We start from the raw sequence: 243 nt of genomic DNA, 5'->3' as shown, positions 1-243 counted from the left end.
ATGCCCGGATATGTAAGAACAGCAACAACTACTGACCAACGCTTCTTTACCTGATATCAGGATTTCTTCATTTTCACCTTTGCAGTAACCAACAATGCAGTCAGCAACATCAATGTGCCGGACAACATCAACGGCGAAGTCAGACCAATATTATCCAGCGCATAACCGCCGATTGCCGCGCCACAGGTATTAGCAAGCTGAATAACCGCCACCTGAATAGACCCGGCTTTTTCTGCCTGATCG

General features: G+C 47.3%; 1 pseudogene. It reads right to left on the bottom strand.

The features are described from left to right. Positions 1–56 precede the first annotated feature (56 nt). Positions 57–243, bottom strand: a pseudogene (locus tag SB725_RS33390) (hypothetical protein); the annotation flags it as partial.

This window comes from Pseudomonas sp. SIMBA_041, assembly GCF_046535095.1.
Taxonomy (GTDB): Bacteria; Pseudomonadota; Gammaproteobacteria; order Pseudomonadales; family Pseudomonadaceae; genus Aquipseudomonas; species Aquipseudomonas mucoides.
This window is presented reverse-complemented; position numbering and strand designations above follow the sequence as displayed.